Origin of the sequence: Klebsiella sp. TF21-TM (genome assembly GCF_019753495.1) — a bacterium.
GTDB lineage: Bacteria > Pseudomonadota > Gammaproteobacteria > Enterobacterales > Enterobacteriaceae > Klebsiella > Klebsiella quasipneumoniae.
The window spans coordinates 53,631-77,098 of sequence record NZ_JAIJYL010000016.1; the positions used below are offsets into that span (position 1 = coordinate 53,631).

General features: G+C 59.6%; 23 protein-coding genes. 14 read left to right on the forward strand and 9 right to left on the reverse strand.

Translation table 11 applies throughout. The features are described from left to right. Positions 1-213 precede the first annotated feature (213 nt). Both K5R89_RS16295 and rimL read left to right on the forward strand, forming a co-directional pair. Complete coding sequence (locus K5R89_RS16295; RefSeq protein WP_032453098.1) at positions 214-1,869, forward strand: glucan biosynthesis protein D; 1,656 nt, start codon at positions 214-216, stop codon at positions 1,867-1,869. A 53-nt stretch (positions 1,870-1,922) separates the two neighbouring features. Continuing rightward, a complete protein-coding gene (gene rimL / locus K5R89_RS16300) occupies positions 1,923-2,501 on the forward strand; it encodes a 50S ribosomal protein L7/L12-serine acetyltransferase (protein ID WP_032453097.1) in 579 nt (192 codons plus the stop codon). Here the strand turns inward: rimL and ydcK are convergent. After that, positions 2,487-3,467 carry a YdcK family protein gene (ydcK, locus tag K5R89_RS16305; RefSeq protein ID WP_130952740.1) on the reverse strand — a complete coding sequence of 327 codons (981 nt, stop codon included), beginning with the start codon at positions 3,465-3,467 and terminating at the stop codon, positions 2,487-2,489. The two genes, rimL and ydcK, sit on opposite strands and share 15 nt — an antisense overlap. A 111-nt stretch (positions 3,468-3,578) precedes the next feature. Between ydcK and tehA the strand changes: the two genes are divergently transcribed. From tehA to K5R89_RS16320, 3 genes are all read left to right on the forward strand, one after another. After that, complete coding sequence (gene tehA, locus K5R89_RS16310) at positions 3,579-4,583, forward strand: dicarboxylate transporter/tellurite-resistance protein TehA (RefSeq protein WP_023289906.1); 1,005 nt, start codon at positions 3,579-3,581, stop codon at positions 4,581-4,583. Further along, positions 4,580-5,176, forward strand: coding sequence for a tellurite resistance methyltransferase TehB (gene tehB, locus K5R89_RS16315; RefSeq protein ID WP_086075337.1), 597 nt, complete (start codon positions 4,580-4,582; stop codon positions 5,174-5,176). The genes tehA and tehB overlap by 4 nt, the downstream gene beginning before the upstream one ends. A 261-nt stretch (positions 5,177-5,437) precedes the next feature. Beyond that, a complete protein-coding gene (locus K5R89_RS16320; protein ID WP_004202796.1) occupies positions 5,438-6,106 on the forward strand; it encodes a DUF3313 domain-containing protein in 669 nt (222 codons plus the stop codon). 47 nt (positions 6,107-6,153) lie between these two features. Here the strand turns inward: K5R89_RS16320 and K5R89_RS16325 are convergent, their stop codons facing one another. Continuing rightward, entirely contained in the window at positions 6,154-7,050 is an 897-nt protein-coding gene (locus tag K5R89_RS16325; protein ID WP_217259459.1) for a DMT family transporter, read from the reverse strand. 186 nt (positions 7,051-7,236) lie between these two features. On the opposite strand from K5R89_RS16325, the gene K5R89_RS16330 reads away from it, so the two are divergent. Then, positions 7,237-8,106 (forward strand): helix-turn-helix domain-containing protein, encoded by an 870-nt coding sequence (locus K5R89_RS16330; protein WP_217259468.1) that lies wholly within the window; start codon positions 7,237-7,239, stop codon positions 8,104-8,106. Here the strand turns inward: K5R89_RS16330 and K5R89_RS16335 are convergent. After that, on the reverse strand, positions 8,083-9,249 hold the full coding sequence (locus K5R89_RS16335; protein ID WP_132133495.1) for a benzoate/H(+) symporter BenE family transporter: 1,167 nt from the start codon (positions 9,247-9,249) through the stop codon (positions 8,083-8,085). The two genes, K5R89_RS16330 and K5R89_RS16335, sit on opposite strands and share 24 nt — an antisense overlap. 183 nt (positions 9,250-9,432) lie before the next feature. Between K5R89_RS16335 and K5R89_RS16340 the strand changes: the two genes are divergently transcribed. Then, positions 9,433-10,002, forward strand: a complete 570-nt coding sequence (locus tag K5R89_RS16340; RefSeq protein WP_023289901.1) for a helix-turn-helix domain-containing protein — start codon at positions 9,433-9,435, stop codon at positions 10,000-10,002. A gap of 10 nt (positions 10,003-10,012) precedes the next feature. Here K5R89_RS16340 and K5R89_RS16345 read toward each other — a convergent pair whose 3' ends face one another. Next, the gene (locus K5R89_RS16345; protein ID WP_032429169.1) at positions 10,013-10,180 is read right to left on the reverse strand and encodes a hypothetical protein; all 168 of its coding nucleotides are present in this window, start codon (positions 10,178-10,180) and stop codon (positions 10,013-10,015) included. Positions 10,181-10,213: 33 nt separating this feature from the next. On the opposite strand from K5R89_RS16345, the gene K5R89_RS16350 reads away from it, so the two are divergent. Further along, positions 10,214-12,175 (forward strand): U32 family peptidase, encoded by a 1,962-nt coding sequence (locus K5R89_RS16350; RefSeq protein ID WP_217259458.1) that lies wholly within the window; start codon positions 10,214-10,216, stop codon positions 12,173-12,175. Positions 12,176-12,187: 12 nt separating this feature from the next. Here K5R89_RS16350 and K5R89_RS16355 read toward each other — a convergent pair whose 3' ends face one another. From K5R89_RS16355 to K5R89_RS16375, 5 genes are all read right to left on the reverse strand, one after another. Next, positions 12,188-12,421: a DUF2554 family protein gene (locus K5R89_RS16355; RefSeq protein ID WP_214632691.1), complete on the reverse strand. Its 234-nt coding sequence runs from the start codon at positions 12,419-12,421 to the stop codon at positions 12,188-12,190. Between the two features lie 149 nt (positions 12,422-12,570). After that, on the reverse strand, positions 12,571-12,831 hold the full coding sequence (locus K5R89_RS16360; protein ID WP_064157927.1) for a hypothetical protein: 261 nt from the start codon (positions 12,829-12,831) through the stop codon (positions 12,571-12,573). A 96-nt stretch (positions 12,832-12,927) separates the two neighbouring features. Further along, on the reverse strand, positions 12,928-13,053 hold the full coding sequence (locus K5R89_RS16365; RefSeq protein WP_064157926.1) for a DUF2474 domain-containing protein: 126 nt from the start codon (positions 13,051-13,053) through the stop codon (positions 12,928-12,930). Next, positions 13,053-14,063, reverse strand: a complete 1,011-nt coding sequence (gene cydB, locus K5R89_RS16370) for a cytochrome d ubiquinol oxidase subunit II (RefSeq protein WP_023289897.1) — start codon at positions 14,061-14,063, stop codon at positions 13,053-13,055. The genes K5R89_RS16365 and cydB overlap by 1 nt, the downstream gene beginning before the upstream one ends. Further along, positions 14,063-15,460 (reverse strand): cytochrome ubiquinol oxidase subunit I, encoded by a 1,398-nt coding sequence (locus tag K5R89_RS16375; RefSeq protein WP_112201492.1) that lies wholly within the window; start codon positions 15,458-15,460, stop codon positions 14,063-14,065. The genes cydB and K5R89_RS16375 overlap by 1 nt, the downstream gene beginning before the upstream one ends. 721 nt (positions 15,461-16,181) lie before the next feature. Here K5R89_RS16375 and K5R89_RS16380 point away from each other — a divergent pair. The 6 genes from K5R89_RS16380 (at position 16,182) to patD (ending at position 23,252) form a co-directional block, all read left to right on the forward strand. Beyond that, positions 16,182-17,594 (forward strand): PLP-dependent aminotransferase family protein, encoded by a 1,413-nt coding sequence (locus K5R89_RS16380; RefSeq protein WP_087824041.1) that lies wholly within the window; start codon positions 16,182-16,184, stop codon positions 17,592-17,594. 305 nt (positions 17,595-17,899) lie between these two features. Then, complete coding sequence (gene ydcS / locus K5R89_RS16385; protein WP_023289895.1) at positions 17,900-19,045, forward strand: putative ABC transporter substrate-binding protein YdcS; 1,146 nt, start codon at positions 17,900-17,902, stop codon at positions 19,043-19,045. A gap of 16 nt (positions 19,046-19,061) precedes the next feature. Beyond that, complete coding sequence (locus K5R89_RS16390; RefSeq protein WP_004202778.1) at positions 19,062-20,075, forward strand: ABC transporter ATP-binding protein; 1,014 nt, start codon at positions 19,062-19,064, stop codon at positions 20,073-20,075. Between the two features lies 1 nt (position 20,076). After that, a complete protein-coding gene (locus K5R89_RS16395) occupies positions 20,077-21,006 on the forward strand; it encodes an ABC transporter permease (protein WP_004202776.1) in 930 nt (309 codons plus the stop codon). Beyond that, positions 20,996-21,802: an ABC transporter permease gene (locus K5R89_RS16400; protein ID WP_017900483.1), complete on the forward strand. Its 807-nt coding sequence runs from the start codon at positions 20,996-20,998 to the stop codon at positions 21,800-21,802. The genes K5R89_RS16395 and K5R89_RS16400 overlap by 11 nt, the downstream gene beginning before the upstream one ends. 22 nt (positions 21,803-21,824) lie before the next feature. Further along, the gene (gene patD, locus K5R89_RS16405) at positions 21,825-23,252 is read left to right on the forward strand and encodes an aminobutyraldehyde dehydrogenase (protein ID WP_023289894.1); all 1,428 of its coding nucleotides are present in this window, start codon (positions 21,825-21,827) and stop codon (positions 23,250-23,252) included. Positions 23,253-23,468: the final 216 nt, after the last annotated feature.

Below are 23,468 nucleotides of genomic sequence, written 5' to 3' on the forward strand. Positions count from 1 at the left end.
TGTTTGCAGGCGGGCCCTGGGCTGGATATTGCGCTCTTCCTCCGCCGGTGATGAAAAAACAGCCTGTTCCGGTAGACAGGGCTTTTTTACCGTTTTTCTGCGGGCAACAATTGGATTATTAATCGTTTTTGTCTAGAGTGGGCGGAAATTATCACGCAGCGTGATGACGCGTTGCGAATCAATTCACCCGTGCAGAAGGACGCTTTCTCAGGCATGAACCGCAGACGTTTTCTTAAATCTTCCATGGCTGTTGCCGCCGTATGCGGAACGTCAGGAGTCGCTTCCTTATTCAGTCAGGCCGCGTTTGCTGAAGACGCGGGCATTGCCGACGGGCAGACACGCCGTTTTGATTATGCCGTGCTGCAGGCGATGGCTCACGATCTGGCGCGCCAGCCGTGGGGCGGTGCCCCGCGCGATCTGCCGCCGACGCTGGCCAATCTCACCCCGCAGGCTTATAACAGCATCCAGTATGACGCCAACCACTCGCTGTGGAACAATATTGAAGAACGCAAACTGGATATCCAGTTTTTCCACGTCGGGATGGGGTTCCGTCGCCGCGTGCGCATGTTCTCTTTAGACGCCGCCACCCAGCAGGCGCGCGAGATCCACTTCCGTCCGGAGCTGTTCAAGTACAATGACGCCGGGGTGGATACCCGCCAGCTGGAAGGCCAGTCCGACCTCGGCTTCGCCGGGTTCCGGGTATTTAAAGCGCCTGAGCTGGCGCGCCGGGATATCGTGGCGTTTCTCGGCGCCAGCTATTTCCGCGCGGTAGACAGCACCTACCAGTATGGCCTCTCGGCCCGTGGGCTGGCGGTGGATACCTTTACCGATACCCCGGAAGAGTTCCCCGATTTCACCTCTTTCTGGTTCGAAACGGTCAAAGGGGACGCCACGGTATTCACCGTTTACGCTCTGCTGGACAGCCCGAGCATCACTGGCGCCTACAAGTTCACCATCCACTGCCAGGATACCCAGGTCATTATGGACGTGGAGAACCATCTCTACGCCCGCAAGGATATCAAACAGCTGGGTATCGCGCCGATGACCAGCATGTTCAGCTGCGGCAACAACGAGCGTCGGATGTGCGATACCATCCACCCGCAGATCCACGACTCCGATCGGCTGTCGATGTGGCTGGGCAACGGCGAATGGGTCTGCCGGCCGCTGAACAACCCGCAGAAGCTGCAGTTCAACGCCTTCCAGGACAAGAACCCGCGCGGTTTTGGTCTGCTGCAGCTGGACCGCGATTTCTCCCACTACCAGGACGTGATGGGCTGGTATAACAAGCGTCCCAGCCTGTGGGTGGAGCCGCGTAACCAGTGGGGCAAAGGGGCGGTCAGCCTGATGGAGATCCCGACCACCGGTGAAACGCTGGATAACATCGTCTGCTTCTGGCAGCCGGAAAAGGCGGTGAAGGCGGGCGACGAACTGGACTTCCGCTACCGTCTCTACTGGAGCGCGCAGCCGCCGGTGAGCACCCCGCTGGCGCGTGTGCTCGCCACCCGCACCGGGATGGGGGGCTTTCCGGAGGGATGGGCGCCGGGGGAACACTACCCGGACAAGTGGGCGCGTCGTTTTGCCATCGACTTTGTCGGCGGCGATCTGAAAGCGGCCGCGCCGCGCGGTATTGAACCGGTGATCACTCTCTCCAGCGGCGAAGCGAAGCAGATTGAGATCCTCTACGTCGAGCCGTTCGATGGCTACCGGATCCTGTTCGACTGGTATCCTACCTCCGACTCGACCGACCCGGTGGAGATGCGTCTGTTCCTGCGCTGTCAGGGAGAAGCCATCAGCGAAACCTGGCTCTATCAGTACTTCCCGCCGGCGCCGGATAAACGTAACTACGTCGACGACCGGATCATGAAATAACCCCGTGACAGCCGTGGCCCCCAGGCACCCCCTGCGGGCCCGTAGAGAGCCCCATGACCACAGACATTCCAGCAGTACCTGAGTCGATCCCGGTGACCGAGGGACTGACGCTTACCGCCATTGATGAGCGTTACGTCAGCGACCTGCACCAGCTGGTGGTGAAAAACCAGCGCTGGCTACAGCAGTCGCTTAGCTGGGCCGGAGAGGTGCGCAGCGAAGAGGAGACCCGCCGCCATGTGCAGGGTAACGTGATGCTGCACCAGCGGGATTACGCCAAAATGTTTTTGCTGTTTCTCGATAAGCGGCCGATTGGCGTTCTGTCGTTCAACCAGATCGAGCCGCAGAATAAGACGGCCTATATTGGCTATTGGATCGATGAAGATTGCCAGGGGCAGGGGTATCTGTCCCGTTCCCTGCAGGCCTTTATCCACTATTATGCACGCAGCGGGCTGGTGCGCCGGTTTGTAATCAAATGTCGGGTGGCGAATACCCGTAGCAACCAGGTGGCGTTGCGTAACGGGTTTGTTCTGGAAGGCTGTCTCCGGCAGGCCGAGTATCTGAACGGCAGCTATGACGATCAGAATATCTACGCCCGCATTATTGACCGCGACGAGGCGCTACAGGGCGCCTAACAGCGGTGTTCGGGTGATCTGCTGCTGGCCGTCGAGGATCTTCGGGCCGCGCAGGTGAATGGCTTCTCCTTCCCGCGCGGCGATCTGCACCTCGTCCCCAAGCGTGACCTGGTGCTCAACGATCACATCGCCGACGATGACAGCCCGACCCTGGATCAGCACGTCGTCGTCAAGCAGAATCGGTCCACCGCGCAGCTGCGCCTCGCCGCCCACCATTGCCCGGTGCTTTAGCAGACAGTTACCTTCAATCACCGCATTCTCCGCAACCTGGGAACTGTAGCGCACAGTGGGAATGGCATCCTCGCCGCGACCCGCGATCAGACGGGCATGCCCGTAAATCCGCGCGTTATCGCACACCCAAACGTCATTCTCCTCGTTTCCCTCAAGCCTGGCGTGGTCAAAGACTTCCGCCCGATGTTCGACAAAAGCGTGCTCGACGTAGGCCTCGCCATAGATCTGCGCCTGATGGAGAATGCGCGACGCGCTGACGGTGGCTCGCTGATAAATCTGCAGCACTTTGTCGCGGTCGGCGGTCAGCCCGCGGGCGGCAATCACCTGACAGTGGGGCAGAAGACGCGCCTCGTCGGCGAGGCGACAGTCACCGCGCACCGTACTCAGGCTAATCGTGACGTTGTCACCAATCTGCGCGTGATGGCTGATCTGCGAGGCGTGAATGGATGCCCGTCCGCTGATGATAGCCCCATGGCTGACCTCGCAGGGGCCATGGAGTTGGGCATCGTCGAGGATGCGCGCCCCGGCGAAGACCACGCTGTTGGCATCGTAGATCCAGCACTCTCCCTGCTGGCTGAGAGCGCTTTCCTCCTCCACCCAGCCGCCTTCGCTGCCCGCTTTGACGTCAGCGAAATCGATAAGCGCCACGATCTGGCGCAGGGTGACGCACTGTTTGCCATCCTCTGCCTGGTAACAATACTGCCGGGTCTGTTCGCTGAGACGGTATTTATGCATTCCCGATCCTCATTACTTATGGTTAACATAAACATAGCAAAGATCGCCGTAGCGCGTGGGATAAGGTTCCTTTAGAATGCAACTTCAAATTAAATTGATATCATCAATAAAATGAACAAAACGCATACGTCGCGGCAGGTGCTGAACCTGCCGGCGGGTTACTTTGGCATGGTGCTCGGCACCATCGGGATGGGCTTTGCCTGGCGTTACGCCAGCACCCTCTGGCCGGTCAGCCGCAGCATTGGTGATGGGCTGGTGACGCTGGCGATGGCGATGTGGGTCCTGCTCAGCATGGCGTTTATCAGCCGGGCGATCCGCTTTCCGGCGAGTGTGCTGCAGGAGATGCGACATCCGGTCAGCAGCAGCTTCGTCAGCCTGTTTCCCGCCACCACCTTGCTGGTATCGATTGGTCTGGTACCCTGGTGCCGGCCGCTGGCCATCGGGCTGTTTGTGCCGGGCGTGGCGCTGCAGCTCGCCTATGCCGCCTGGCAAAGCGGCGGCCTGTGGCGGGGAAACCATCCTCGCGAGGCCACCACGCCGGGGCTGTATCTGCCCACGGTGGCGAATAATTTTATCAGCGCGATGGCCTGCGGCGCGCTGGGGTTTACCGACGCCGGACTGGTATTCCTTGGCGCCGGGGTCTTCTCCTGGTTGAGCCTTGAGCCGGCTATCCTCCATCGGCTGCGCAGCGCAGGCGAACTGCCGACCGCGCTGCGCACGTCGTTGGGGATCCAGCTGGCGCCTGCGCTGGTGGCCTGCAGCGCCTGGCTCAGCGTCAACGGCGGGGAGGCTGATATCTTTGCTAAGCTGCTGTTTGGCTACGGTCTGCTACAGCTGTTGTTTATGCTGCGTCTGATGCCCTGGTATCTTCGCCAGCCGTTCAATGCTTCTTTCTGGAGCTTCTCGTTCGGTATTTCCGCACTGGCCACTACCGGCCTGCATCTGGGCCAGGCGAAGGCGGACGGCTTTTTTCATCATCTGGCGCTGCCGCTCTTTATTTTTAGCAATCTGGTCATCGGCCTGCTGCTGCTGCGCACAGGGCTGCTGTTGGTCAGCGGGAAACTGTTGCTACAGGTCGACCGGGAAACACTCCTGAATAAGAAGGAAGGATCATGACAACGCGTGACGCGGACTATTTTAGTGAAAAATATGGCCTGACCCGTACCCACTCCGAGGTGCTGCATGCCGCGACGATGGTGCCGCCGGGGCGGGCGCTGGATCTGGGCTGCGGCAACGGACGTAACAGCCTTTATCTGGCGGCGAACGGCTTCACGGTGACGGCGTGGGATAAAAATGCGATGAGCATCAATAATCTGGAGACTATTCGCGCCGCCGAAGGGCTGGATAATTTGCAGACCGCGGTGAAAGACCTCAACAGCCTGACCTTTGACGGCGAGTATGATCTGATCCTCTCCACCGTGGTGATGATGTTTCTTGAGGCCGGCGCTATCCCGGGACTCATCGGCAATATGCAGCGTTGCACCGCCGCCGGGGGCTATAACCTGATTGTCGCGGCGATGGACACCGAGGACTATCCCTGCACCGTCGGCTTCCCGTTTGCTTTTAAACCCGATGAACTTCGGGAGTACTACCGGGGCTGGGAATTACTGAAATACAACGAGGACGTCGGTGAGCTGCATCGGACCGACGCCAGCGGCAACCGGATCAAACTGCGCTTCGCCACGCTGCTGGCGCGCAAGCCCGCATAATCCTCAGCGGCGCGTGAAATGGCTTAATTTGACCGCGCCGCCTTTCGCTAATACCCATCGGATAAAGACGCGCGAAAAGCCTCGCTGAACAGAGGGTTAAAGGCGACCTGTTCACCTATTAAGTAATTATTTAATAACGTAATGTTGATCCCATCAATATTTGTATATCTTCCTTGACGAAGCCCTCATTTTGTCACAAAACTACTGGGTCTTATCTGCTATAACGTCTGCCGAAAAAACTGCATTTACAGGGATCTCTTTATGCGTACTCGCGTGTTATTTAAAGTCGCCGCTCTGGCGGGGATGTTAGCGTTGACGGGCTGTGCGTCCAAACTGGCGCAGCCGAATCAGTATTCGGGCTTTTTAAAAGATTATTCCAACCTGAAAGAAGCCACCACTGCCTCCGGCAAGTCGGAGCTGCGCTGGATCGACCCAAACTACAATCCGGCTAACTACGATAATGTCGTCTACCATCCGGTAACGTACTATCCGGTACCGAAGCCGACGACCCAGGTCGGTGAAAAGGCGCTGCAGGATATTCTTAATTACACCAACAAACAGCTCAAACAGGCCATTTCCGAGCGTAAACCGCTGGCTACCACCGCCGGCAAGCGTAGCCTTATTTTCCGCGGGGCGATCACCGGGGTGGACTCCAGCAAAGAAGGGCTGCAGTTCTATGAAGTGGTTCCGGTCGCGATGATTGTTGCCGGTACTCAGGCCGCCACCGGCCATCGTACGATGGACACCGACCTCTATTTTGAAGCCGAACTGATTGACGCCAGCACCAACAAGCCGGTGATCAAAGTGGTTCGTAAAGGGGAAGGAAAAACCCTGGCCAATGAAAACACGCCGCTGACCATCGAAACCATGAAGCAGGTGATCGATGATATGGCGGTCGACGCCGTCAAATTCGACCCTTCCCAGCGGTAATCTCGCCAGCGCCGTCTGCCGACGGCGCTGTTTTATCTTCCGCCGTTTCAGGCCAGCTTTCGGCGCAGCAGCAGCTGTTCCGGTTTGGCAAACATCACCAGATTACCCAACAGGATCAGCGCCAGTCCGATAACGGCGTTGCTGTGCCATACATAGCCTTCATAGACGGTGGAGATGGACAGGGCGACCAGCGGAAACAGCAGCGTACTGTAGGCGGCTTTGCTGGCGCCGATGCGTCCCACAAGGGTGAAATAGGCGCCGAAGGCGACAACTGAGCCGAACAGCGCCAGGTAAAGCAGGGCGCCAAGATAGCTGACGGTCCACTCCGGCATAAAATTATCCCCGCGGAGGAGTGCGATGGCGCCCATCACCAGCGTGCCGTACAGCATCGCCCAGCTGTTGGTGGTCAGCGTCTCCAGCCCCCGCCGCTGGTGACGAATACTGAACATATTGCCCAGCGAAAAGCCGTAAGTGCCCAGCGCGCTCAGACCGATCCCCCACAGTAGCGAAGCGTTCAGCCCGTTGGCCAGCAGGTCATCCCAGAACAGGGTGACGATACCGGCCAGACCGAGCGCGGCGGCAGCCCAGAAGCGTCCCGGCGGCTGCTGACGGAAGAAAAGAAAGCTGTTGATGGCGTTAAACAGCACCGCCATGGAAAAGATCACCGATTCCAGACCGGTGTTGATCCAGGCGGCGGCGGTATAAAAGCACCAGAAATTGAAGCAGAAGACGCAGCAGCCCTGCAGCAGGCAGCAGAGATGGTCCTTCGCGCCCAGCGGCCGCAGACGTCGCGTGACGAGCAGAATCGCCAGCATCGTGACGCTGGCCACGGCGAAACGCCAGAAAATCGATACCGGCGCCGCCACCGACCCCTGCTGTAAAAAAATCGCAATCCACGTTGTGCCCCAGATAACGACAACGAGTGCATAAAGTAATGCGTTCACCCTGGTTCTCCTCTGCCTGTTGAAGGGAGGAGTATGCCGCCTGCCGCAACCTGCGGCTTTCACCCGCTTGTTGTCGGCTTGCAAATTCTTGCGCTTATTTGTCTTTCGCCGGCGGTGAGGACTGGAAACCGCGTCGCAGTCTCCCTAGACTAGAGTTTTTCCAGACAGGACAGATGCGTGAAGGCGATGGGTTACGGGACGTTTGAAACATTACGGCGACAGAACGCGGTGCTGAAGGGCACCGTGGAGCTGAATTCCGGTATTCAACTGGCCGCCTGGTATAACAACTGCGATACCGTAACGGTACGCAGCGATCATCATACCTTAAGCCTGTACGTCGCCGATGGTTATGAAAGCTATCAAAAGACGCCGCACGGCTGGAAGAATGGCGGCGGCCCGGATCGCTTTTGCCTGATGCCGAAAGGCGATGAAAGCGTCTGGGATATCCGCGGCGATCTGTCGTTTGTCCATCTCTATTGTACCGATGCGCATCTGCGCCGCGTCGGGGAGGAGGTGTGGGATCGCAGCCCGGCGAACTTCACCCTGCAGGAGAAAACCTTCGCCAGCGATGACAAAATCACCACCGTGTATCGTCAGTTTTTGCTGGCTAATGACTGGCGACAGCCGGCGAACCAGCTGACCCTTAGCGCCGCCAGCAGTTTATTGCTCACCCATCTGATCCAGCACTATTCCTCCGTGCAGTGGCGTTTGCCCTCGGTCACCGGGGGACTGGCGCCAGGGGTGAAGCGTCACGTGCTGGCCTGGATCGACGCTCACCTCGATCAGCCACTGACCCTGGCCGACCTGGCGCAGCAGGCGGGACTGAGTGAATTTCATTTTGCCCGTATGTTCCGCCAGTCGCTGAATATGGCTCCGCATCAATATGTGATGCAGCAGCGAATGGCGAAGGCGCAAAACCTGATCTGCCACAGCGCGCTGCCGCTCACCGAGATCGCTCTGGCCTGCGGTTTCAGCTCCGCCAGCCATTTTAGCCATCGGGTCAAAGCCGCCACCGGCCTGACGCCGACCCAGCTACGGGCGGCGCAGCGCGGATAGCACGCCGTAGCTCACTCCGCCGAGCACCACGCCCCAGAATGCGGAGCCAATTCCCGCCAGCGTCACGCCGCTGGCGGTGATCAGAAAGGTCAGCACCGCCGCGTCGCGCTCACTGGCCTGATGTACCGCCTGAAACAGACTACCGCCGATGGTGCCGAGCAACGCCAGGCCGGCCAGCATCTGGATCCACGCTGTCGGCAGGGCCGACATCAGCGCGGTGATCGATCCCCCGAACAGACCGGCCAGCAGATAAAAACCGCCTGCGGCCATGGCCGCCAGCCAACGCTGCTGCGGATCCGGGTGCGCTTCCGGGCTCTGGCAGATGGCGGCGGTGATCGCCGCAATACAGATGGAGTAGACCCCAAACGGCGCCAGCAGCAGCGCCAGCCCCCCGCAGACAACGATCAGCGCGGAGACCGGTACGGCATAGCCTGATGCCTGCAGGGTAGCGAATCCGGGCGCGTTCTGTGAGGCCATGGTCACGAGGAAGAACGGCAGGCCGACGCTGAGCAGCAGCGCCGGGGTAAACTGCGGGGCGATCCATTCCGGCGCCACAAACGCCAGCGGCACAGCGGCGCTGGCCACCTCCCCGGAGGCCGCGGCAATCAGCGCCCCGGCAACCAGCGCGGCGACCACGGCGAAGCGGGGCCACAGCGCCTTACACAGAAGCCAGGCGGCGAGCATGCCGCCGCACAGCAGCAGATGATCCTGGAAGCCGGCGAAGGCCTGCAAACCGAAACGCAGCAGAATGCCGGCCAGCATCGCGGCGGCCAGCGAATGGGGAATGATTTTCATCAGCCGGGCAAACAGGCCGGTAACGCCGCAGAGGACGATCAGCGCATTGGCGAAGATAAATACCCCCACCGCCTCAGGGAGGGTCACCCCCTGCAGGCCGCTGACCAGCAGGGCGGCGCCCGGCGTTGACCAGGCGGTGAGCACCGGCACTTTTCGCCAGCCGCTCAGCGCGAGGGTGCTGACGCCCATGGCGAGGCCCAGGGCCGTCATCCAGCCGGCGATCTGCCCGGGCGTGGCGCCGGCGGCAGCGGCAGCCTGCCAGATGATGGCGGCAGAGCTGGCGTAGCCCACCAGCACGGCGACGAAGCCGGCGAACAGGGTGGGAAGCGGAACGGTAAACGAGCGCATAGTTTTCTCTTGTGCGTTATAACGTCCGATTACTCTATCATTGTGCGTTTTAGCGCACAAGGTTCCTGCGTGGTGAGGGCTGCGCACCGAGGCTCTTGTCGCAAACGGCCCGCGATGCCGCTAATCGCCCTGTTGAATCAGGCAAATGGAGGTATACTCTGGGCTGAAAAATCAGGAGGTAGGATGAATATTGCGCAACATCTGGCGGCCACCCTCAAAAATCTGCGTCAGCAGCGCGGCTGGAGCCTGTCGCGTCTGGCGGAAGAGACCGGGGTGTCGAAAGCCATGCTCGGGCAGATTGAGCGGAATGAATCGAGTCCGACGGTCGCGACGCTGTGGAAGATTGCCACCGGGCTGAACGTGCCGTTTTCGGCGTTTATCGTTCCGGATGACGGCGCGGCGCCCTCCGCGTTTGACCCGCAGCAGCAGGCGATGGTGGTGACCCCGGTCTTCCCGTGGGACCCGGAGTTGCGCTTTGATCATTTCTCGATAACCCTTGCTCCCGGGGCGCTGAGCGAATCGACGCCGCATGAGCAAGGGGTGATTGAGCATGTTGTCGTGATTAGCGGTACCCTGGATCTCTGCTTACAGGGGGAGTGGCACTCGCTGCAGGCGGGTGAGGGTCGGCGCTTCGCCGGCGATGCGGCGCATGCCTACCGGAACAGCGGCGCCCAGGCGGCTCATTTCCATTCGCTTATCCACTATCCAAAAGAAAAAACCGCGGGCGAACCCGCGGCCAGACAAGATGACTGATGATAACCACTCACAACGTGACGAGGAAAATCCGGAATACGTGATGACAGTACTCTGTACGGTGATTTGAGGGAAATATCTTTTCCTTCAATACTTTGCTGAAAACTGAAAATTCGTCGTCCCGCGACGGCGGAAAAGGTTTTCGTCTGCGCCCGGTTCTGACTACAATAGCCGCCATTTCGACCCCCTTATACTGGATAACAACACGCGTATGCGCCTGCACAATCATCGTCTTGAACTTCTTAGTCCTGCCCGCGACGCCGGTATCGCTCGCGAAGCGATCCTTCACGGCGCCGATGCCGTTTATATCGGTGGACCTGGCTTTGGCGCCCGCCACAACGCCAGCAACAGCCTGAGCGACATCGCCGGTCTGGTGCCTTTCGCCCATCGCTTCGGCGCCAAGGTCTTTGTGACGCTGAACACCATTCTGCATGACGATGAGCTGGAGCCGGCGCAGCGGCTGATTAGCGATCTCTACGACGCGGGCGTCGATGCGCTGATTGTCCAGGATATGGGGATCATGGAGCTGGACCTGCCGCCGATCGAGCTGCACGCCAGCACCCAGTGCGACATCCGCAGCGTGGAGAAAGCAAAGTTTCTCTCAGACGCCGGTTTCAGCCAGATCGTGCTGGCGCGCGAGCTGAACCTCAGTCAAATCAAAGCCATTTACGATAATACTGACGCCACCATCGAATTCTTTATCCATGGCGCGCTGTGCGTGGCCTATTCCGGCCAGTGCTACATTTCCCACGCCCAGACCGGACGCAGCGCCAACCGCGGCGACTGCTCGCAGGCCTGCCGCCTGCCGTATACCCTGAAGGACGATCAGGGGCGAGTGGTGGCCTATGAAAAACATCTCCTGTCGATGAAAGACAACGACCAGACCGCCAACCTGGCGGCGCTGATCGATGCCGGGGTGCGCTCCTTCAAAATCGAAGGCCGTTACAAAGACATGAGCTACGTGAAAAACATCACCGCTCACTACCGCCAGATGCTGGACGCCATTATTGAAGACCGCGGCGATCTCGCGCGCGCCTCGGCAGGGCGCACCGAGCATTTCTTTATCCCGTCCACCGATAAAACCTTCCACCGCGGCAGCACCGATTACTTCGTTAATGCCCGTAAAGGCGATATCGGCGCCTTTGATTCGCCAAAATTTATCGGACTGCCGGTGGGCGAAGTGCTGAAGGTGGGTAAAGACCATCTCGACGTCGAGGTCAGCGAACCGTTAACCAACGGCGATGGCCTTAACGTGATGATTAAGCGTGAAGTGGTGGGCTTCCGCGCCAATACCGTGGAAAAAACCGGCGAAAATCGCTATCGGGTGTGGCCGAACGAGATGCCTGCGGATCTGCACAAAGTGCGCCCGCATCAGGCGCTCAACCGAAACCTTGATCACAACTGGCAGCAGGCGCTGCTGAAGACCTCCAGCGAACGCCGCATCGCCGTAGACGTCACCCTAAGCGGCTGGCAGGAGCAGCTGGTTCTCACCATGACCTGTGAAGATGGCGTCAGCGTGACCCACACCCTTGACGGGGAGTTCGCCGAAGCTAACCAGGCGGAGAAAGCGCTGGCTAACCTGCGTGACGGTGTCACAAAACTGGGGCAAACCATTTACTATGCGCGCGAGGTGCAGGTCAATCTGCCGCCGCTGTTTGTGCCCAACAGCCTGCTCAACCAGCTGCGGCGTGAAACGGCCGAAATGCTGGATGCCGCGCGGCTCAATGCCTGGCAGCGCGGCACCCGTAAGCCGGTCTCTGTGCCGCCGCCGGTCTACCCGGAGACCCATCTCTCCTTCCTCGCCAACGTTTATAACCACAAGGCGCGGGCGTTCTACCAGCGCTATGGCGTGCAGCTGATTGACGCTGCCTATGAAGCGCACGAAGAGAAGGGCGATGTGCCGGTGATGATCACCAAACATTGCCTGCGCTTTGCCTTCAACCTCTGTCCGAAACAGGCGAAAGGCTCCATCAAGAGCTGGAAAGCCACGCCGATGCAGCTGATCCATGGCGATGAAGTGCTGACCCTGAAGTTTGACTGCCGTCCGTGCGAAATGCACGTGGTCGGCAAGATCAAAAACCATATCCTCAAAATGCCGCACCCGGGTAGCATCGTGGCCTCCGTCAGCCCGGATGAGCTGATGAAGACCCTGCCGAAGCGCAAAGGGGCCTGATCCGCGGCGACGCTACTGGCTGTGTGATGCCCGCGGTTCGCGGGCGTCCTGCCAGCGGTGGTGCTCGCGCAGGTCGGCGGCGTTCTCTTCGCACCGGCTGCGAAGCTCATCGCTATCCGCCTCGTGCAGCAGCTGCTGCTCGAGGCTCTGTACCGGAAAGTAATCGTGCCCCTGACGGTGGGCCAGCAGATGCCCGGAAAAAAGCGCGCACAGCAACAGCAGGGCGCTCATGCTTCTCCTCAACATACCTTTTCTCTGTGAATCAATGGCGTGGGCTTACTATGCCAGGCGCTGTGCAGGTTTTTTTCCCGGTTTATCAAAGAAGGGCAAGGGTTTGTCAATGTCTGCTGAAAGAGGGTGAAAAAAGCCTGGCGTAGAAGGCCAGGCGTGAGGGATTACGCTTTTGGCGGCCGTGGTTTCCCGCTGTGCTCACCGCCTTTTGGCGGCTGCTTGCCACCATGCTGCGGTTGTTTGCCGTCTCGTTGCGACTGCTTGCCGTTGTGTTGCGCTTGCTTACCGTCGTGCTGGCCGTTTTTCGCCGCCGATTTACCCTGATGCTGCGCGCTTTTTTCTGGCGGCGGCGGGTTGTCGGCAGCGAAAGCCCATGACGATATTCCCAGCGTCATCGCGGCAGACAGTAAAGCTAACTTCTTCATAGCAATATCCTTTCTTCTGATGTGTCCGCGTATTTCAGCAGGTAAAAGTGAAGACAAGATGGAGATCTCCGGATCCGGATGACTCTGCATCCTGGTTCAAACTTTAAGACCTGAGGCGGTCATCAGCAGGCGAAACAGCAGGCTGATGGCGGCCAGCGTCAGCACGCTGCCTCCCCACAGCGCGATCAGCCACAGCAGACGTTTGGACCAGACGGTTTTCATCAATGATAACCCTCCCCTGGCTGGACTTTGCCGCGGAACACGTAATAGCTCCAGCAGGTATAGCCAAGAATAACCGGAATAATCAGCAGCGCGCCCACCAGCATAAAGCCCTGGCTTTGCGGCGGGGCGGCGGCCTGCCACAAGGTAATCGATGGCGGAATAATATGCGGCCAGATGCTGATCCCCAGGCCGCTAAAGCCGAGAAACACCAGGCCCAGCGTTAGGGTGAAAGGCGAGACATGGCGGTCGTGCAGAGGCAGTGTGCGCCACAGCCAGGCGCTAATCAGGAGCACCAGCAGCGGCACCGGCAGCAGGAAATAGAGATTCGGCAGGCTGAACCAGCGGGCGGCGATCGCCGGGTGCGCCAGCGGCGTCCACAGGCTGATGACGGCAAACACCGCCAGCAGGGCAACCAGCAACTGTCGCGACGCGCTGCGCATCCGCTGCTGCAGCGCGCCTTCGCTCTTCATCACCAGCCAGGTGGCGCCGAGCAGCGCATAGGCCACGCACAGCCCGAGTCCGCAAAACAGGCTGAACGGGGTCAGCCAGTCAAACATGCCGCCGCTGAAGGCGCGACCGCTGACGGTAAATCCGTCGATCACCGCTCCGACCACCACGCCCTGGCTGAAGGTCGCCAGCAGGGAACCGCCAAAGAAGGCGCGGTCCCAGAATGGCCGGTGCGACGGCGTGGCCTGGAAACGAAATTCAAAGGCCACGCCGCGAAAGATCAGGCCGATCAGCATCAGGGTCAGGGGGATCGACAGGGCGTCGATTATCACCGCATAGGCGAGGGGAAAGGCGCCAAACAGACCGGCGCCGCCCAGCACCAGCCAGGTCTCATTGCCATCCCATACCGGGGCGACGCTGTTCACCATCACGTCGCGCTCTGTGCTGCCCCGGACCGTGCCGAACAGCATGCCAATGCCCAGATCAAAGCCGTCCATGACGATGTACATCAGCGTGGCAAAGACGATAATCACGAACCAGATCACCGATAATTCGATACCCATTAGCGAGACTCCTTCTGCAGATAACCTTCAGTAGCGGCGGACAGCGGGCGGGCTGGCGTACCGGTTGTCGCGGGTTGCACCTCCTGCGGCCCCTTGCGGATCAGGCGCAGCATGTAGCTGTAGCCGACCCCGAAGACGGCGCTGTAAACCACAATAAAGGTCAACAAACTGACCGACATATGCAGATCGCCGTGGGCGGAAACCGCCTCGGCGGTGCGCTGAACGCCATACACCACCCATGGCTGGCGGCCCACTTCGGTGGTCACCCAGCCGGCGAGAATCGCAATCAGTCCTGAGGGGCCCATCCACAGGGCAAAGCGCAGAAACGGCCGCGAGTGGTACAGCCGGTCGCCGCGGCGCAGCCACAGGGCCAGCGCCCCGAGCAGTAGCATCAGCATGCCGAGACCAGCCATCAGGCGAAATGACCAGAACACCACGGTGGAGTTTGGCCGATCCTCAGGGGTGAACTCCTTCAGCGCCGGCACCTGTTTAACCAGGCTGTGGGTGAGGATCAGACTGCCCAGCGCCGGGATCTCAAGCCCGTAGCGGGTGCGCTCCTGTTCCATATCTGGCCAGCCAAACAATAATAACGGCGTCGGCTCGCCGGGCGGGTTTTCCCAGTGGCCCTCAATGGCGGCGATTTTTGCCGGCTGGTGTTTCAGGGTGTTCAGGCCATGCATATCGCCGATCAGCGCCTGGACCGGCGCGACCAGCAGCGTCATCCATAGCGCCATGGAGAACATCTTGCGGATCGCTGGCGACTGATTGCCGCGCAGCAGATGCCAGGCCGCCGAGGCGCCGACGAACAGCGCGCTGCTGAGAAATGCCGCCACCGTCATGTGCAGCAAGCGGTAGGGGAACGACGGGTTAAAGATCACCGCCAGCCAGTCGACGGGCACCACCTGACCATCGACGATCTCAAACCCCTGCGGGGTCTGCATCCAGCTGTTGGAAGCGAGGATCCAGAAGGTCGAGATGATAGTCCCCAGCGCCACCATGCAGGTGGCGAAAAAGTGCAGCCCCGGCCCCACGCGGTTCCAGCCGAAGAGCATGACCCCGAGAAAACCGGCTTCCAGAAAGAACGCCGTCAGGACTTCATAGGTCAGCAGGGGGCCGGTGATGCTGCCCGCGAACTGCGAAAAACCGCTCCAGTTAGTGCCGAACTGATAGGCCATCACCAGCCCGGACACCACTCCCATACCGAAGTTGACGGCGAAGATCTTCGACCAGAAATGGTACAGCGAGCGCCAGGTGGGATTTTTGCTTTTCAGCCACAGGCCTTCGAGAACCGCCAGGTAGCTTGCCAGGCCAATGGTGATGGCGGGAAAGATAATATGAAACGAGACCGTAAAGGCGAATTGAATTCGCGCCAGATGGAATGCATCAAGACCGAACATGCAGGACTCCACAACAAAATTGATTCAGCGCAATTTTAGGCAGGGTGGCGGCAAGGGGGGCAGAGGCAGTCGGTTCATTTTTTATCATAACAGTTGGCGGCTGTTATGATCTTTTTGCCGGTCTCCGGGGACCGCCAACATAGAGATCCCTCGGGTGAACAGCGTCATTTTTAACGCTGAAAGCAAAGCCAGATTGTTGGCCAGGAAAATATTAATAATCTATTTCATTGTATTATCGTAGTCTTACGGATCAGCTTAGACCTGTAGCTGCCCGGGAAAGCGCGGTCGTTTAATTTTTGTGAGCAATATCCTCTGATTACGACAGATATAGCATTTTATTATCTGTTCTTTATTAATGAATTTAACGGCTGCACACGTTTGTTAGTATGAGAATCAGTAAAAAGGATGAGTCAGTTAATTATGAATTAAATAATTTTAAATTGTCGTATTTAGCCGTGCTTTGTATTTTATTCTCAGGATATCAATAAAAGGGAATGGTCATGTCAGAAAAAGGATTACATAGCTTATGTATTACCATCGGTATCATGTTCATTTTTTGGTTATGCATCTTATCGTTTTTTTGGACAATTTTCTCGTGAACCTTTCCTGCGGGCGTTCTGTGTGACCGGGTTGCGCTGTTTTACATAACAGTTACTTAAAAGTGTTAATTTATAACAACTGATATATGATAAAGGGAGGTTGCAGCAAGGAAAGGGTGACAATGAAAAAGTATCAACAGCTGGCGCAGCAGCTGACCGACCAGATCGCGCTTGGCGTCTGGTTGCCGGGCGATCGGCTCCCCTCGCTGCGCGAGCAGGTGGTCAGCAGCGGCATGAGCTTTATGACCGTCAGCCATGCCTATCAGCTACTGGAAAGCCAGGGGCGCATCGTCGCCCGACCGCAGTCGGGATATTACGTCGCTCCGCAGCCGGTGAAGCTTCGTCAGCCGGCGCCGCCTGCTCAGGTGACCCGCGATGAAGCGGTCGATATCAATACTTACATCTTTGAGGTGCTCCAGGCCAGCCGCCAGGCGTCAATGCTGCCCTTTGCCTCGGCCTTCCCGGACCCGCGTCTCTTCCCACTCCAGCAGCTTAACCGCTCGCTGGCGCAGGTGAGTAAAACCGCCACCGCCATGAGCGTGATTGAGAACCTGCCGCCGGGCAACGCGGAGCTACGGCACGCCATTGCCCGGCGCTATGCCCTGCAGGGGATGAACGTCTCGCCCGACGAGATCGTCATTACCGCCGGAGCGCTGGAGGCGCTAAACCTCAGCCTGCAGGCGGTGACCGAGCCCGGTGACTGGGTGGTAGTGGAGAATCCCTGTTTCTACGGAGCCCTGCAGGCGCTGGAGAGGCTGCGTCTGAAGGCGCTGTCGGTGGCCACCGACGTCAAAGAGGGCATTGACCTGACGGCGCTGGAGGCGGCCCTGCAAAACTATCCGGTCAAGGCCTGCTGGCTGATGACCAACGGCCAGAACCCGCTCGGCTTCACCCTCAGCGCCGAAAAAAAAGCAGCGCTGGTGGCGCTGCTGGCGCGCTATGACGTGATGCTGATTGAAGATGATGTTTACAGCGAGCTCTACTTTGGCCGCGAGAAGCCGTTGCCGGCGAAGTTCTGGGATCAACAGGATATGACGCTGCACTGCAGTTCGTTTTCAAAATGTCTGGTGCCCGGCTTTCGCATCGGCTGGGTGGCGGCCGGGAAACAGGCGCGGCGGATCCAGCAGCTGCAGCTGATGAGTACGCTCTCCACCAGCTCGCCGATGCAGTTAGCCCTGGTGGATTACCTGTCGACCAAACGCTATGACGCCCATCTGCGCCGTCTCCGCCGCCAGCTGGCGGAACGTAAACAGCAGGCCTGGCAGGCGCTGCTGCGCCATCTGCCGCCGGAGGTCACTATCCATCACAGCGACAGCGGCTATTTTCTGTGGATCGAACTACCGGAAGGGGCCGACGCCAGCGTGCTGAGCGCCAGGGCGCTGGCGTCGCACATCAGCATCGCCCCGGGAAAAATGTTCTCCACCACCGCCAGCTGGACCTCGTTTTTCCGCTTTAATACCGCCTGGGGCTGGGGAGAACGCGAAGAGCAGGGGGTGAAGCGCCTGGGCGAGCTAATTCGTGAGCAGCTTTCCTGATCGCTTTGGCTATTTTTCGCCGCGATAAACAATCGCTAAAAATAAACGAAGATGGATTTTTATCGAGGCCGGTCATTATTTTACCGGCGCTCACCATAGGAAATACGCATACCCCTCCTTTTTCTCTAACTCGTTGTCTATAATCCATAAAGTCAGTCTTGTGTTGGCGATTTTTGCGTAATGCGTCCCGGGTCACAACCTGAATAAATTCCCCCGAGGGCGTTAATCCGCTGACTACCCTTATTTCAGGAGATATTTTTACGGCACGGCTGCCGCTAATTCCCTTGTGACAGGAGTAACACCTGATGAGCAAAAAATTGGCCCGTTGCAGCCTTTATGTGCTGGGGATGGCCTGCCTGACCGTCCAGGCGGCTGAGCCACTCACCTCGCTGGATAAACCGGAAGGGCGACTGGATATTATTGCCTGGCCGGGGTATATCGAACGCGGTCAGACCGACAAGCAGTACGACTGGGTCAGCCAGTTTGAAAAGGAGACCGGCTGTCAGGTTAATGTGAAAACTGCCGCCACCTCTGACGAAATGGTTAGCCTGATGGCCAAGGGCGGCTACGATCTGGTGACTGCCTCGGGCGATGCTTCGCTGCGTCTGATCATGGGCAAACGCGTTCAACCGATTAACACAGCGCTGATTGCCGGGTGGCACACTCTCGACCCGCGCATTGCGCAAGGGGCATGGTTTAACGTCGGGGGCAAAGTTTACGGCACGCCGTATCAGTGGGGACCGAATCTGCTGATGTACAACACCCGCGTATTCCCGACGCCGCCGGACAGCTGGAGCGTGGTCTTCGTGAAGCAGGATCTTCCGGATGGCAAAACCAATCAGGGGCGGGTGCAGGCCTATGATGGCCCGATCTATATCGCCGACGCCGCGCTGTTTGTCAAAGCCACCCAACCGCAGCTGGGGATCGAAGATCCCTATCAACTGACCGAAACCCAGTACAACGCGGTGCTGAAGGTGCTGCGTGACCAGCAACCGCTGATCCACCGCTACTGGCATGACGCCACCGTGCAGATGAACGACTTCAAAAACGAAGGGGTGGCCGCCTCCAGCTCGTGGCCCTATCAGGCCAACGGCCTGAAGGCGGAAGGCCAGCCTGTCGCTACCGTATTTCCGAAGGAGGGGGTGACCGGCTGGGCGGATACCACCATGCTGCACAGCGAGGCGAAGCACCCGGTCTGCGCTTATAAATGGATGAACTGGTCGCTCACGCCGAAGGTGCAGGGCGATGTAGCGGCCTGGTTCGGCTCGCTGCCGGTGGTGCCTGAGGGCTGTAAAGCCAGCGCGCTGCTCGGAGAGAAGGGCTGTGAGACCAACGGCTACGACCAGTTTGCCCGCATCCACTTCTGGAAAACGCCGGTTGCCGAGGGGGGGAAATACGTTCCCTACAGCCGCTGGACGCAGGACTACATTGCGATAATGGGCGGCCGCTAAGGATCGGAGGCAAACAATGACGTACGCGGTCGAGTTTCAGAATGTATCGCGCCTGTATGGCGATGTGCGGGCGGTGGACGGGGTCAGCATTGGTATCCGCGACGGCGAGTTTTTCTCCATGCTGGGACCTTCGGGCTCGGGGAAAACCACCTGCCTGCGGCTGATTGCCGGTTTTGAGCAGCTCTCCGGCGGCACCATCCGGATCTTCGGTCAGCCGGCCAGCGAGCTGCCGCCCTGGCAGCGGGACGTCAATACCGTGTTCCAGGACTATGCGCTTTTTCCCCATATGTCGATCCTCGACAATGTCGCTTACGGCCTGATGGTCAAAGGCGTGGCGAAGAAAGCGCGCCATGCCCGCGCCCAGGAGGCGCTGGAGAAGGTGGCCCTCGGTTTTGCGCACCATCGCAAGCCCTCCCAGCTCTCTGGCGGCCAGCGGCAGCGGGTCGCCATCGCCCGGGCGCTGGTGAACCAGCCGCGGGTGCTGCTGCTCGACGAGCCGCTGGGCGCCCTGGATTTAAAGCTGCGCGAGCAGATGCAGGTGGAGCTGAAAAAGCTGCAGCAGTCGCTGGGGATCACCTTCATCTTCGTCACCCACGACCAGAGCGAAGCGCTGTCTATGTCCGATCGCGTGGCGGTGTTTAACAACGGGCGCATTGAGCAGGTGGATGCCCCGCAGGATCTTTATCTGCATCCGAAGACCGCCTTTGTCGCCGGTTTTGTCGGCACCGCCAACGTCTTTGAGGCCGAGGCGGCCCGGCGGCTATGCGGCCTGGCGGGCTGCTGGTCGCTGCGCCCGGAACATGTTCGCCTGCAGGGCGGCGGCGAAGTGCAGGTGCAGGGTGTGGTGCAGGCGGTACAGTATCAGGGGGCGGCAACGCGGATCGAGCTCCGGCTGGCGGATGGCGACAAGCTGCTGGTCAGCCAGGCCAATATCGACGGCGCGGCGGCGGCGAGCGTTCCGCGAACCGGGCAAACGGTGCAGGCGTCATGGTCGCGTGCGGCGATGACCCCGCTGGAAAGCGGAGGCTGAGATGACCATGGCGATTGTTCCTGCGCAGGCCGGACGCGTATCGGGGATCTTCTGGCGCCGGCCGGCGCTGGGCCTGTTTTTGCTGCTGCTTGGGCCGTTGATGTGGTTTGGCATCGTCTATCTGGGATCGCTGCTGACCCTGCTGTGGCAGAGTATCTATACTTTTGACGACTTCACCATGTCGGTGACCAGCGACTTCACGCTGGCCAATCTGCAGGCGCTGTTCAACCCTGCCAACTACGACATTATCGTTCGCACCCTGGTCATGGCGCTGTGCGTGACGCTGGCCAGTGCTCTGCTGGCGCTGCCGATGGCCTGGTATATGGCGCGCTACACCAGCGGCAAAATGAAGGCCTTCTTTTATATCGCGGTCATGCTGCCGATGTGGGCCAGCTATATCGTCAAAGCCTACGCGTGGGTGCTGCTGTTAGCCAAAGATGGCGTGGCGCAGTGGTTCCTCGGCCATCTCGGGCTGGAAGGGGCGCTGAACGCTCTGCTGACCGTCCCGGCGGTGGGCGGCAACACCTTATCCACCTCCGGACTCGGACGCTTCCTGGTCTTCGTCTACATCTGGCTGCCTTTTATGATCCTGCCGGTGCAGGCGGCGCTGGAGCGTATCCCGGGCTCTTTGCTGCAGGCCTCGGCCGATCTTGGCGCCGCCCCGCGGCAGACCTTCCGCTACGTGGTCCTGCCGCTGGCTATTCCCGGGATTGCCGCCGGGTCTATCTTCACCTTTTCGCTGACGCTGGGCGATTTTATCGTGCCGCAGCTGGTCGGCCCGCCGGGGTACTTTATCGGCAATATGGTTTACTCGCAGCAGGGGGCGATCGGCAATATGCCGATGGCGGCGGCGTTTACCCTCGTGCCGATCGTGCTGATTGCCCTTTATCTGGCGTTCGTGAAACGTCTGGGAGCCTTCGATGCACTCTGAACGCGCACCCTGGTATCTGAAACTGGCGACATGGGGCGGGGTGGTCTTTCTCCACTTTCCGCTGCTGATCATCGCCATCTATGCTTTTAATACGGAAGATGCCGCCTTCAGTTTTCCGCCGCAGGGGCTGACGCTGCGCTGGTTCAGCGAGGCGGCAGGGCGCAGCGATATTCTGGAGGCAGTGACGTTGTCACTTAAAATTGCCGCCCTGTCGACGGCCATCGCCTTAGTGCTTGGCACGCTTGCTGCAGGAGCCCTGTGGCGGAGCACCTTTTTTGGTAAGAACGCGGTGTCGCTACTGCTGCTGCTGCCCATCGCCCTGCCGGGGATTATTACCGGCCTGGCGCTCCTGACCGCCTTTAAAGCGGTAGGCCTTGAACCTGGTCTGCTGACCATCGTGGTGGGGCACGCGACCTTCTGCGTGGTGGTGGTGTTTAACAACGTCATCGCCCGCTTCCGCCGGACCTCCTGGAGCCTGGTGGAGGCCTCGATGGATTTGGGGGCGACCGGCTGGCAGACCTTTCGCTACGTGGTGCTGCCCAATCTGGGATCGGCGCTGCTGGCGGGCGGGATGCTGGCATTCGCCCTGTCATTTGATGAAATCATCGTCACGACTTTTACCGCGGGGCATGAGCGAACTTTGCCGCTGTGGTTACTGAATCAGCTGGGGCGGCCGCGAGATGTGCCCGTCACCAACGTTGTCGCGCTGTTGGTGATGCTGGTAACAACGATACCAATCTTAGGGGCCTGGTGGCTCACCCGCGACGGCGATAACGTCGCCGGAAACGGGAAATAAAACCATGAAACAGGATAATGCTATGCAACACAACCTCTTGATAAACGGTAAGTTAGTGGCAGGTGAAGGCGAGAAGGTGCCGGTATACAACCCTGCGACCGGCGATGTGATCCTGGAGATTGCCGAAGCGACAGCGGCCCAGGTGGATGCCGCCGTTGAGGCGGCGGATCGGGCGTTCGACGCCTGGAGCCAGACGACGCCGAAAACGCGCGCGGAATGTCTGCTGAAGCTGGCGGATGCCATCGCGGCGCAGGCGGAGACACTGGCGCAGCTGGAGTCGCTGAACTGCGGCAAGCCGCTGCACTGCGTGCTTAACGATGAGATGCCGGCCATTGCGGACGTTTTCCGCTTCTTCGCCGGCGCCGCCCGCTGCCTGCCGGGAATGGCGGCCGGAGAGTATCTGGAAGGGCATACCTCGATGATCCGTCGCGACCCGGTGGGCGTGGTGGCCTCCATCGCGCCGTGGAACTATCCCCTGATGATGGCGGCCTGGAAGCTGGGCCCGGCGCTGGCGGCAGGCAACTGCGTGGTGCTAAAACCCTCCGAGATCACCCCGCTGACGGCGCTGAAGCTGGCTGAGCTGGCAAAAGATATTTTCCCGGAAGGGGTGGTCAACGTACTGTTCGGCCGCGGCAAAACGGTGGGCGATCCGCTGACCGCCCACGCGAAAGTGCGAATGGTTTCCCTGACCGGGTCGATTGCCACCGGCGCGCATATCATCGGCCATACCGCCTCGTCGATTAAACGTACCCATATGGAGCTGGGCGGTAAGGCGCCGGTCATCGTCTTTGACGACGCGGATATCGATGCGGTGGTGGATGGCGTTCGGACCTTCGGGTTTTATAACGCCGGCCAGGACTGTACGGCCGCCTGCCGGATCTACGCCCAACAGGGTATTTATGAGCAGCTGGTGGAGAAGCTCGGGGCAGCGGTGGCCAGCCTGAAAATGGGAGCGCCGGAGGATGCCGCCACCGAGCTGGGACCGCTGAGCTCGCTGGCCCATCTTGAGCGCGTTAGCGCCGCGGTGGAAGCCGCCAAGGCGCTACCGCATATTAAAGTGGTGACCGGCGGCAATCGGGCGGACGGCGCGGGCTATTATTTCCAGCCGACGCTGCTCGCCGGCGCCCGGCAGGAAGACGCCATCGTGCAGCGCGAAGTGTTTGGCCCGGTGGTCAGCGTGACGCCTTTCAGCGATGAAGCGCAGGCCCTGAGCTGGGCAAATGACTCCCAGTATGGTCTGGCCTCTTCGGTGTGGACGAAAGATGTTGGCCGCGCCCACCGGCTCAGCGCCAGGCTGCAGTACGGCTGCACCTGGGTCAACACCCACTTTATGCTGGTGAGTGAAATGCCGCATGGCGGTCAGAAGCTGTCGGGCTATGGGAAAGACATGTCGATGTATGGCCTTGAGGATTACACCGTGGTCCGCCATGTGATGGTTAAACATGGCTAACGGATTGACCCTTAAGTGGCAACGAATGATTACGCAACGGGTGTGTTAGTTCGCTAATAGTCACGATGGCAAAAATGGTTAAAACTCGCGGCGGGGAATGTGAGATTATTCTGATACCCCTTCAAGAGCTAAGCCATCGTGAGTGCCGGAGATAAGCGCCGGATGGGGTTCGCCAGTCACCCTGGGCGCGTCGCGCCCGGTGGGTGAGGCGGCAAC

Coding starts and splice junctions, on each gene's coding strand:
- K5R89_RS16295 (WP_032453098.1), top strand. CDS start 214: ATGAACCGCAGACGTTTTCTTAAATCTTCCATGGCTGTTGCCGCCGTA.
- rimL (WP_032453097.1), top strand. CDS start 1,923: ATGACCACAGACATTCCAGCAGTACCTGAGTCGATCCCGGTGACCGAG.
- ydcK (WP_130952740.1), bottom strand. CDS start 3,467: ATGCATAAATACCGTCTCAGCGAACAGACCCGGCAGTATTGTTACCAG.
- tehA (WP_023289906.1), top strand. CDS start 3,579: ATGAACAAAACGCATACGTCGCGGCAGGTGCTGAACCTGCCGGCGGGT.
- tehB (WP_086075337.1), top strand. CDS start 4,580: ATGACAACGCGTGACGCGGACTATTTTAGTGAAAAATATGGCCTGACC.
- K5R89_RS16320 (WP_004202796.1), top strand. CDS start 5,438: ATGCGTACTCGCGTGTTATTTAAAGTCGCCGCTCTGGCGGGGATGTTA.
- K5R89_RS16330 (WP_217259468.1), top strand. CDS start 7,237: ATGGGTTACGGGACGTTTGAAACATTACGGCGACAGAACGCGGTGCTG.
- K5R89_RS16335 (WP_132133495.1), bottom strand. CDS start 9,249: ATGCGCTCGTTTACCGTTCCGCTTCCCACCCTGTTCGCCGGCTTCGTC.
- K5R89_RS16340 (WP_023289901.1), top strand. CDS start 9,433: ATGAATATTGCGCAACATCTGGCGGCCACCCTCAAAAATCTGCGTCAG.
- K5R89_RS16345 (WP_032429169.1), bottom strand. CDS start 10,180: ATGGCGGCTATTGTAGTCAGAACCGGGCGCAGACGAAAACCTTTTCCG.
- K5R89_RS16350 (WP_217259458.1), top strand. CDS start 10,214: ATGCGCCTGCACAATCATCGTCTTGAACTTCTTAGTCCTGCCCGCGAC.
- K5R89_RS16355 (WP_214632691.1), bottom strand. CDS start 12,421: ATGTTGAGGAGAAGCATGAGCGCCCTGCTGTTGCTGTGCGCGCTTTTT.
- K5R89_RS16360 (WP_064157927.1), bottom strand. CDS start 12,831: ATGAAGAAGTTAGCTTTACTGTCTGCCGCGATGACGCTGGGAATATCG.
- K5R89_RS16365 (WP_064157926.1), bottom strand. CDS start 13,053: ATGAAAACCGTCTGGTCCAAACGTCTGCTGTGGCTGATCGCGCTGTGG.
- cydB (WP_023289897.1), bottom strand. CDS start 14,063: ATGGGTATCGAATTATCGGTGATCTGGTTCGTGATTATCGTCTTTGCC.
- K5R89_RS16375 (WP_112201492.1), bottom strand. CDS start 15,460: ATGTTCGGTCTTGATGCATTCCATCTGGCGCGAATTCAATTCGCCTTT.
- K5R89_RS16380 (WP_087824041.1), top strand. CDS start 16,182: ATGAAAAAGTATCAACAGCTGGCGCAGCAGCTGACCGACCAGATCGCG.
- ydcS (WP_023289895.1), top strand. CDS start 17,900: ATGAGCAAAAAATTGGCCCGTTGCAGCCTTTATGTGCTGGGGATGGCC.
- K5R89_RS16390 (WP_004202778.1), top strand. CDS start 19,062: ATGACGTACGCGGTCGAGTTTCAGAATGTATCGCGCCTGTATGGCGAT.
- K5R89_RS16395 (WP_004202776.1), top strand. CDS start 20,077: ATGACCATGGCGATTGTTCCTGCGCAGGCCGGACGCGTATCGGGGATC.
- K5R89_RS16400 (WP_017900483.1), top strand. CDS start 20,996: ATGCACTCTGAACGCGCACCCTGGTATCTGAAACTGGCGACATGGGGC.
- patD (WP_023289894.1), top strand. CDS start 21,825: ATGCAACACAACCTCTTGATAAACGGTAAGTTAGTGGCAGGTGAAGGC.